Raw genomic sequence first — 8,685 nt, forward strand, 5'->3', positions numbered from 1 at the left:
CTTCTGTACGCGTTCGCTCTGCTCGTAATCGTCGTACGCTTCAAATGCCATGCTTCATGTTCACCGTTGAAAGGGCGCGCAAGACCAGCGCCCGACGCGAAAAAACCGGGCCCGGGCCGGCCGTTGGGCCGCCGGGCGGGCAATGTCCAAGCATAACGTACTTGGCCCCGGCCGCGTAGACCGGGGTGCTGGCCTGCAGTCAGATATTGACCGGGTTGGCCTTGCCGTCCTGCACATCCACGCGGAAACGCGCAACGTTGGCGCGACGGTAGTTTTCCAGCGCCATGGGCTGGCCGTCGAGCGTGATTTGCGCGCCGTTGGCGTTGCCGATGCGCACATCGATCGGCTGGTCGCTCTGGTAGGTCTTGCTGGTGCCGGCACGCAGCAGGCCGTACTCCAGCCGCGAACCGTCTTTGCGGGTGATCTCTACCCAGCTGTCGTTGGAAAGGCTGAGCACCAGCTTGTGCGCGCCGGTACCGGCAACCTGGGGGGCAGCGATAGCGGGCTTGGCGCTCGCATCGTCGTGCTCGCCCAGATTGGGGAACGGCGTCATCGAGGCCAGCAGCGGCTGCTGGTCGTCCTGGCGATTTTGCGATTGGCTCGCCGGAGCCTGGCTTTCGGCAGGCCTGGCTGCCGTGGAGGCCGAAGCCAGCGCGGTGGCCGCACTCGCGCTTCCCGCAGGCAAGGCCTGTTCCTGCTGAACGACCGGTGCGGCGTCGAGCGGAGAAAGGTGACTGACATCGCGATCGAACGCACCACGCATACCCAACCAAATTGCCGGCACGGCGATCACACCGGTCAGCACCACATAGGTCGCCGCACGCAGGTAGTTTTCCAGCAGATAGCGCGAATGTGAGATACCGCCGGTAGCCACCAACGCTGGCTGTGCCTGACTGGGCTTCAGACGCTTGATCTCGGCCTCGATGGCCGATTCCTCAACGCCGACGTACCGACCGTATTTGCTCAGGTAACCCGAGAGATAAACCTGATAATCGATGCCACTGTAGTCGCCGCTTTCGAGCTGCCGCACCAGGCGAATCGGCAAGCGCAAGGTATTGGCGCAACTCTCAACGGTAAGACCGCGCGCCTCACGCGCAGCGCGCAGCCGCGCGCCGAAGCTCGGGCCCGTATCGTAAGCGGCAGTCAAATCCATGCCCGCCGCGGGCGTATTGAACAAGTCGACGTTCTGGTCTGCGTGTTCGGCCGGTTGTGACGGTTTGGAAGTCATGGGCTAGCGGTATTGTCGAGGGCGTGCGCTTGTTCCGAATCCGGGAACTGGGTTTGCAAACGCCGACTGTAACTGAGGGCTGCATCCCTGTTGCCCAGACGGGATTCGATGTCGTGGCCGAGCTTGAGCGCCTGCGGACTCGCCTGTCCGAGGGCATCGTAGCGCTGCATGAAAGCACGCGCCCGGAACGCATCGTTACGCTGGTAAAGAAGATTGGCGAGTTGAAACAAGGCTTCGCCATTGTTGGAATCGATCGCCAACGCCTTGCGGAAATCTTCCTCGGCGCTGGCAGTATCGCCACCGCGCATCTGGCATGAACCGGCATTGGTCCAGGCCAGCGCGGGCGTCTGATAGAACGGATCGGCGACCGCTTTCTGGAAGTACGGCATAGCCTCTGCGGTGCGCCCGGTCTTGCACAGGAACGCGCCGAGATTATTGTTCGGGCCGCCGCGCGCCGGATCGATCTCCACCGCCCTGCGGTAGTGCTCTTCGGCATGCGGCATGTCGTTGATGCGCTCATAGACCACGGCAATCACGGTCTGCGCGGGCTCGTAACTGGCGTTGTAACCGATCGCCTTGTTGAGCTGTTCCAGCGCGCCCTGCAAGTCGTTCTCTTGCATGTAATGCTGACCCAACTGGGTGAGCACTTGCGCGGCTTCTTTGTTTTTGTCGGACTTCGATTCGCGCAGGCGACTTTCAGGCGTGTTCGGACCCGTCGTAACGCACCCTGTCAGCGCGAGCAGGAGGCCAACGAACACAGCTGCACGATCAAGCCGCATGGGCACTCCCCTCATCCAGTCGCTTGCGGAATTCAGCCTGACGGCGCGTGCGATCCAACACCTGCCCTTTCAACTGACCGCAAGCGGCATCGATGTCGTCGCCGCGGGTACGGCGCAGCATCGTGAGGATGCCTGCATTGAGCAACAGCGTCTGGAAAGCGCGGATAGTATCGGCGTCAGAACGCTCGAAGCGCGTGCCAGGGAATGGATTGAAGGGAATCAGGTTGACCTTGCAATTGGGCAAGCGACGCATCAGCTTGATCAGCTGGCGCGCATGCTCGGGCTGGTCGTTGACGCCCTTCATCAACGTGTATTCGAATGTGATCGATGTGCGCGGCTTGCGCGCCAGCCAGCGCTGGCAGGAAGCGACCAGTTCGGCGATCGGAAAGCGCTTGTTGAGCGGCACCAGTTCGGTACGCAACTCATCATTGGCGGCATGCAGCGACACGGCCAGCGAGACATCGATCGCCTCGGAGAGCTTGTCGATCATGGGTACCATACCTGCGGTCGACAGCGTCACGCGCTTGGACGCCAGGCCGAAGCCGAAATCGTCGCGCATCAGGCTCATCGCCTTGACCACGTTGTCGAAATTGAGCAGGGGCTCGCCCATACCCATCATCACCACATTGGTGATACGACGATTCTGATGCGTGACGTTGCCAAGGTGCTTGGCCGCCACCCACATCTGGCCGATGATTTCGCTGGTGGCTAGGTTGCGGTTGAAGCCTTGCGTCGCCGTGGAACAGAACTGGCAATTGAGGCCGCATCCCACCTGCGAGGATACGCATAGCGTGCCGCGCGTGGGATCAGGGATATAGACCGCCTCGACGGCATTGCCACCGTCCATACCCAGTAGCCACTTGTGGGTGCCGTCTACCGCGCCCTTGTCGAACAGCGTCTTGGGCGGACCGATATAGCAAGACGCTTCGAGCTTGGCTCGAAGCGTCTTGCCTACGTCGGTCATGTTCTCGAAGTTGTCTTCCAGGCGGTGGTAGATCCACTTCATCACTTGGTCGGCGCGATACGGCTTCTCGCCGATACCGGCGAAGAAATCGCGCAGGCCCTGTCGATCGAAATCGAGCAGGTTCACCTTTTCGATGGGAGCTACTTCAACCTGGTTCACAACGACTTAGACCTCAGCGCGAAAAGACTTCCGTCTCGGCGAAGAAATAGGCGATTTCGACCTTGGCCGTTTCGGCCGCATCCGAACCATGCACGGCGTTGGCATCGATCGAATCGGCAAAATCGGCACGGATGGTACCCGGCGCGGCATCCTTCGGATTGGTGGCGCCCATCAGTTCGCGGTTCTTCAGGATGGCGTTCTCACCTTCCAGCGCCTGGATCATCACCGGGCCAGAGATCATGAATTCCACCAGCGCATTGAAGAACGGGCGCTCGCGATGCACGGCATAGAAGCCTTCGGCCTCCTTGCGCGACAGATGCTTCATCTTCGCGGCCACGACCTTCAGGCCGGCCTTTTCGAAGCGCGCATAGATTTCGCCGATCACGTTCTTGGCAACAGCGTCGGGCTTGATAATAGAAAGGGTGCGCTCCAGCGCCATAGTCAATCTGCTCCGGCAAACGGTTCTAGGTTCTTGTTTTAGGGCGGCCGCCAGCCCCCCGGCCGGCGAGTTTCGCGCCAAATCCGTCATGAAATGCGGATTTAGCGCCGGAAAGTCTGACAGATTCTAGCTGATTGGCAAGTTATACACATACCCCTTTCACGCCTCTTTGGTAACGTCTGAAACAAACGTTTGACGGAAGCGTTCGACTGAGATAGCCTTAAACGATCGTTTGACTCAGACCGCCCAGGCCCGAACGTGCAAACCTCACAGCAATCGACCAAAGAACGCATCCTCAGTGCCGCCGAAGTGTTGTTTGCCAGGCACGGATTCGACGGCGCCTCGCTGCGCCAGCTCACTGCCGCCGCCGGAGTCAACCTCGCCGCGGTCAACTACCATTTCGGTTCGAAAGACCGGCTGGTGGAAGAAGTCTTCCGCCGCCGGCTGGACGAACTCAACAGCCGCCGCCTGAAGGCCCTGGCACGCATTGCCGGCCACCCCGAGACCACCCTCGAGGATGTCCTGGCCGCCTTTATCAAGCCGGCCCTGGAGCTGTCGCACGATGGCAGCGGAACATTGTTCATGCGGGTGCTGGCCAGAGCCTTCGCCGAACACGACGACACCCTGCGCAGGTTCCTCTCGGAAAACTATGGCCATGTAATGCGCCAGTTCACTGCCGAGTTCGCGCGCCTGCTGCCACATCTGAGCAAGGAGGAGCTCTATTGGCGCATCGATCTGGTAACGGGCGCCCTTACCCATGCCATGTCGGGCTTCGGCATGATCCAGCGCAAAAGCGATGTCACGGAAACCATGCATCGCGAGCAGACCGCTGCCCACCTCATCCGCTTTTCCGCCGCAGGCCTCAGCCATCCCTGAGGCCTGTCGCGCTTTCACGACTTTTAAGTCAGCACCTCTAGTGTCCGTACTTCGTCGGAGATCCTCATGACCGCAACACCTCTACGTATCCGCAAGGCCGCGGTGCTCGGCGCCGGTGTGATGGGCGCGCAGATTGCCGCGCACCTCACTAACGCCGGCGTTGAAACTGTCTTGTTCGACTTGCCCGCCAAGGAAGGTCCCAAGAGCGGTATCGCGCTGAAGGCGATCGAGAACCTCAAGAAACTTTCCCCTGCTCCGCTGGCCGAGAAGAACATCGCCGCCGCCATCATTCCGGCGAACTACGATGAGGATATGGATCAGCTCAAAGACGTCGACCTGGTGATCGAGGCGATCGCCGAACGGATGGATTGGAAGCTGGATCTGTACAAGAAGATCGCCACGCATCTCTCCAAGACCGCGATCATCGCATCGAATACCTCGGGCCTGTCGATCAATGGGCTGGCCGAAGCGCTACCGGAAGAAATGCGTCATCGCTTCAGCGGCGTGCATTTCTTCAATCCGCCGCGCTATATGCATCTGGTCGAACTGATTCCGACCCGGCTCACCGACAAGAACGTCATCGACGGGCTGGAAGCCTTCCTGACCACCACCGTCGGCAAGGGCGTGGTGATCGCCAAGGACACCCCGAACTTCATCGGCAACCGCATCGGTGTGTTCTCGATACTCTCGACGATGTACCACACCGAACAGTTCAAGCTCGGCTTCGACACGGTCGATGCCTTGACCGGCCCGGCTGTCGGTCGTCCCAAGAGCGCGACCTATCGCACTGCCGATGTGGTTGGCCTGGACACCATGGCGCACGTGATCAAGACCATGGCCGATACCCTGGCCGACGATCCGTGGCATGCGTTCTTCAAGACCCCGGCATGGCTTCAGGCGCTGATCGAACAGGGCGCGCTGGGCCAGAAGACCGGCGCGGGCTTCTATCGCAAGGAAGGCAAGGACATCGTCGTACTCGATGTCGCCGCAAAGAACTATCGCCCCTCCGAACAGAAGCCTTCGGATGAAGTCGCAGCCATCCTGGCCATCAAGGATCCGGCCGAGAAGTTCGCCAAGCTGCGCGCATCCAGCGATGTGCAGGCGCAGTTCCTCTGGGCGATTTTCCGCGATCTGTTCCACTACACCGCCTATCACCTGGCCGATATCGCCGATACCGCGCGCGATGTCGATTTCGCCATCCGTTGGGGTTACGGCTGGAAGCTGGGCCCGTTCGAGACCTGGCAGGCTGCTGGCTGGCAGCAAGTCGCAAAATGGATCGAAGAAGACATTGCCGCCGGCAAGACCATGAGCAAGGCGCCGCTGCCCAAGTGGGTCACCGACGGGCGCGCAGGCGTGCATGGCAAGAGCGGTTCTTATTCGGCCGCATCCAACAGCGACAAGCCGCGTTCGCAGCACCCGGTTTATCAACGTCAGCTGTTCCCCGATCCGATCCTCGGCGAGAAATTCGACCAGGGCTCGACCGTATGGGAAAACGACGGCATTCGCTTGTGGACGCTCGGCGACGACGGCGTCGGCATCATTTCGTTCAAGACCAAGATGAACACGGTCAACGATCATGTGCTCGACGGTATCCAGCATGCCATCGGCGTTGCCGAGGAGAAGCTCAAGGCTGTGGTGATCTGGCAGACCGGCGAGCCATTCTCGGCCGGTGCGGATCTGAAGGGGGCGCTGGGCTTATTGCAGGCAGGCAAGTTCGATGATTTCGACAAGATGGTCGCCAATTTCCAGCGCACCAGCATGCGGATCAAGCATGCGCTCGTGCCGGTGGTCTCGGCCGTGCGTGGCCTGGCCCTCGGTGGCGGTTGTGAATTCCAGATGCATTCGGCACGCACGGTTGCCGCGTTGGAAAGTTACATCGGCCTGGTCGAGGCGGGTGTGGGCCTGCTGCCAGCCGGTGGCGGCCTGCATGAGCTGGCCGTGCGCGCAGCGCAGACCAACCCGAGCGATCCGTTCGAAGCCTTGAAGAGTGTGTTCGAGACGGTCGCCATGGCCAAGGTTGCCGGCAGCGCGCTTGAGGCCAAGCAAATGGGGCTGTTGCGCCACAGCGATATCGTCGTATTCAATCCTTACGAGCTGCTCTATGTCGCCAAGAAGGTAGCGCTGTCGCTCGCCGAAGCCGGCTATCGGCCGCCGCTGCCCGCACGCGCGATCCCGGTCGCTGGCGATGTCGGTACCGCCACGTTCAAGGCTTCGCTCGCCAACATGCAAGCGGGCTACTTTGCTTCCGAGCACGATGTCGAGATTGCTTCGCGCATCGCCGACACACTGTGCGGCGGCCGCATCGAGCGGGGCTCGCTGGTGGACGAAGAGTGGTTGCTGGCACTGGAGCGCAAGCACTTTGTCGAGCTGGCGAAAACGGAAAAAACGCAGGCACGCATCGCGCACACGATGACGACCGGCAAACCGCTGCGTAACTGACGGAACGTCGCCCTGGCAAAAACCAGGGCCCAGCGACTTTAGGCGAAACCGTAAAGACACTGGAACCCGGCATGCGCCGGGATGACGAGCCAAAAACCTAGCGCGTCGCCGCGTATCGCGCGACGCAACGGAGCAAAAGCATGAGCAAGCAAATCCAAGACGCCTACATCGTCGCAGCCACCCGCACTCCGGTCGGCAAGGCGCCGCGCGGCGTGTTCCGCAACACCCGTCCCGACGACATGCTCGCACACGTGATCCGCGCCGTGATGGCGCAGGCACCGGGCATCGATCCGCATGAAATCGGTGACGCCATCATCGGCTGTGCCATGCCGGAAGCCGAGCAAGGCATGAACGTGGCGCGCATCGGCGTGCTGCTGGCCGGCCTGCCCGATACGGTGCCGGGCGTGACCATCAACCGCTTCTGCTCGTCTGGCGTGCAGGCTATCGCGATGGCTGCCGATCGCATCCGCTTGGGCGAAGCCGACCTGATGATCGCCGGCGGCACCGAGAGCATGAGCATGGTGCCGATGATGGGTCACAAGGTCGCGATGAATCCGTCGATCTTCGATAACGAGCACATCGGTATCGCCTACGGCATGGGCATCACGGCCGAGAACGTCGCCAAGCAGTGGAAGGTCAGCCGAGAAGAGCAGGATACGTTCTCGTCGCAGAGCCACGAGAAAGCGCTGGCGGCGATCAAGGCCGGCGAATTCAAGGATGAGATCACACCGTTCACCCTCGACGACCGCTACCCCGACCTGAAAACCCGCGGTATCAAGAGCGACAGTCGCGTCATCGACACCGACGAAGGCCCACGGCCCGGCAGCACGGTAGAAGTGCTGGGCAAGCTCAAGCCGGTGTTCCGCAACGGTCAGTTCGGCGGCTCGGTCACGGCTGGCAATTCATCGCAGACTTCCGATGGTGCCGGCGCACTGCTGCTCGCCAGCGAAACGGCGATCAAGAAGTACAGCCTGCAGCCGCTGGCGCGCTTTGTCGGCTTCTCGGTCGCCGGCGTGAAGCCGGAAATCATGGGCATCGGTCCGAAGGAAGCGATTCCGAAGGCGCTCAAGCAGTGCGGTCTGACGCAGGATCAGTTGGACTGGATCGAACTCAACGAGGCCTTTGCCGCCCAGTCGCTGGCAGTGATAAAGGACCTGGGCCTGGATCCGTCGAAGGTCAATCCGTTGGGTGGCGCCATTGCGCTCGGTCACCCGCTTGGTGCAACCGGTGCGATCCGTGCGGCCACCCTGGTGCATGGCATGCGTCGCCATAAGAAGAAGTACGGCATGGTGACGATGTGCATCGGCACCGGCATGGGCGCGGCCGGGATCTTCGAAGCGGTTTGATCCAGCACCAAAAGATTCGATGCCCGAACGGCGATGCGCGAGCATCGCCGTTTTTTATTGCGTTGCGCATAAGCTTGCGCTCGATCGCCTTGACGCTTCCAGAAGATGTCATCGTTCAAGATAGCGACCTTCCTGTTTGTACTTCCATGCTGCCCTGAGGAGACGCCGTGTCATCCATGCAAGCCATCGAAATAAGCCAGCCGGGTCCGCCGGAGAATCTTCGTCTGACGACTCGCCCTCGCCCGCAATCTGGCAAGGGCGAGGTATTGATCAAGGTAGCCGCCTCCGGGGTGAACCGGCCGGATGTGTTTCAACGACAAGGCGCCTATCCGCCTCCGCCCGGTGCATCGGATTTACCGGGCCTGGAAGTGGCCGGCGTTATCGTCGAAGGCGACCTGGGCGGCGACAATCCGTTCGGGCTGCAGATCGGCGACGAGGTTTGCGCATTGCTTGTC

8 protein-coding genes are annotated in these 8,685 nt (G+C 61.2%); 4 read left to right on the plus strand and 4 right to left on the minus strand.

Annotated features, from left to right (window positions below; all coding sequences use genetic code 11):
* Positions 1-199: 199 nt before the first annotated feature.
* From VIM98_RS15150 to ndk, 4 genes are read right to left on the minus strand one after another with little or no spacing between them, the layout of a single operon-like run.
* Complete coding sequence (locus VIM98_RS15150) at positions 200-1,228, minus strand: RodZ domain-containing protein (protein WP_331993943.1); 1,029 nt, start codon at positions 1,226-1,228, stop codon at positions 200-202.
* Positions 1,225-2,007 (minus strand): type IV pilus biogenesis/stability protein PilW, encoded by a 783-nt coding sequence (pilW, locus tag VIM98_RS15155; RefSeq protein ID WP_331993944.1) that lies wholly within the window; start codon positions 2,005-2,007, stop codon positions 1,225-1,227. Before pilW ends, VIM98_RS15150 begins: the two co-directional genes overlap by 4 nt.
* The gene (gene rlmN, locus VIM98_RS15160; protein WP_331993945.1) at positions 1,997-3,130 is read right to left on the minus strand and encodes a 23S rRNA (adenine(2503)-C(2))-methyltransferase RlmN; all 1,134 of its coding nucleotides are present in this window, start codon (positions 3,128-3,130) and stop codon (positions 1,997-1,999) included. Before rlmN ends, pilW begins: the two co-directional genes overlap by 11 nt.
* Positions 3,131-3,143: 13 nt before the next feature.
* The gene (gene ndk / locus VIM98_RS15165) at positions 3,144-3,569 is read right to left on the minus strand and encodes a nucleoside-diphosphate kinase (protein ID WP_331993949.1); all 426 of its coding nucleotides are present in this window, start codon (positions 3,567-3,569) and stop codon (positions 3,144-3,146) included.
* Between the two features lie 258 nt (positions 3,570-3,827).
* Here ndk and VIM98_RS15170 point away from each other — a divergent pair, with 258 nt between their 5' ends.
* The 4 genes from VIM98_RS15170 to VIM98_RS15185 form a co-directional block, all read left to right on the plus strand.
* Positions 3,828-4,445 (plus strand): TetR/AcrR family transcriptional regulator, encoded by a 618-nt coding sequence (locus tag VIM98_RS15170; protein ID WP_331993946.1) that lies wholly within the window; start codon positions 3,828-3,830, stop codon positions 4,443-4,445.
* 66 nt (positions 4,446-4,511) lie between these two features.
* On the plus strand, positions 4,512-6,884 hold the full coding sequence (locus tag VIM98_RS15175; RefSeq protein WP_331993947.1) for a 3-hydroxyacyl-CoA dehydrogenase/enoyl-CoA hydratase family protein: 2,373 nt from the start codon (positions 4,512-4,514) through the stop codon (positions 6,882-6,884).
* Between the two features lie 140 nt (positions 6,885-7,024).
* Positions 7,025-8,230 (plus strand): acetyl-CoA C-acyltransferase, encoded by a 1,206-nt coding sequence (locus tag VIM98_RS15180; protein WP_331993948.1) that lies wholly within the window; start codon positions 7,025-7,027, stop codon positions 8,228-8,230.
* Between the two features lie 176 nt (positions 8,231-8,406).
* On the plus strand, positions 8,407-8,685 hold a 279-nt coding region (locus VIM98_RS15185), incomplete at its 3' end, for an alcohol dehydrogenase catalytic domain-containing protein (protein WP_331993950.1).

This window comes from Dyella sp. (genome assembly GCF_036568765.1).
Taxonomy (GTDB): Bacteria; Pseudomonadota; Gammaproteobacteria; order Xanthomonadales; family Rhodanobacteraceae; genus GSA-30.

Excerpts from the sequence above, each read along its gene's own strand:
- VIM98_RS15150 (WP_331993943.1), bottom strand. The coding sequence starts at position 1,228 with ATGACTTCCAAACCGTCACAACCGGCCGAACACGCAGACCAGAACGTC.
- pilW (WP_331993944.1), bottom strand. The coding sequence starts at position 2,007 with ATGCGGCTTGATCGTGCAGCTGTGTTCGTTGGCCTCCTGCTCGCGCTG.
- ndk (WP_331993949.1), bottom strand. The coding sequence starts at position 3,569 with ATGGCGCTGGAGCGCACCCTTTCTATTATCAAGCCCGACGCTGTTGCC.
- VIM98_RS15175 (WP_331993947.1), top strand. The coding sequence starts at position 4,512 with ATGACCGCAACACCTCTACGTATCCGCAAGGCCGCGGTGCTCGGCGCC.
- VIM98_RS15180 (WP_331993948.1), top strand. The coding sequence starts at position 7,025 with ATGAGCAAGCAAATCCAAGACGCCTACATCGTCGCAGCCACCCGCACT.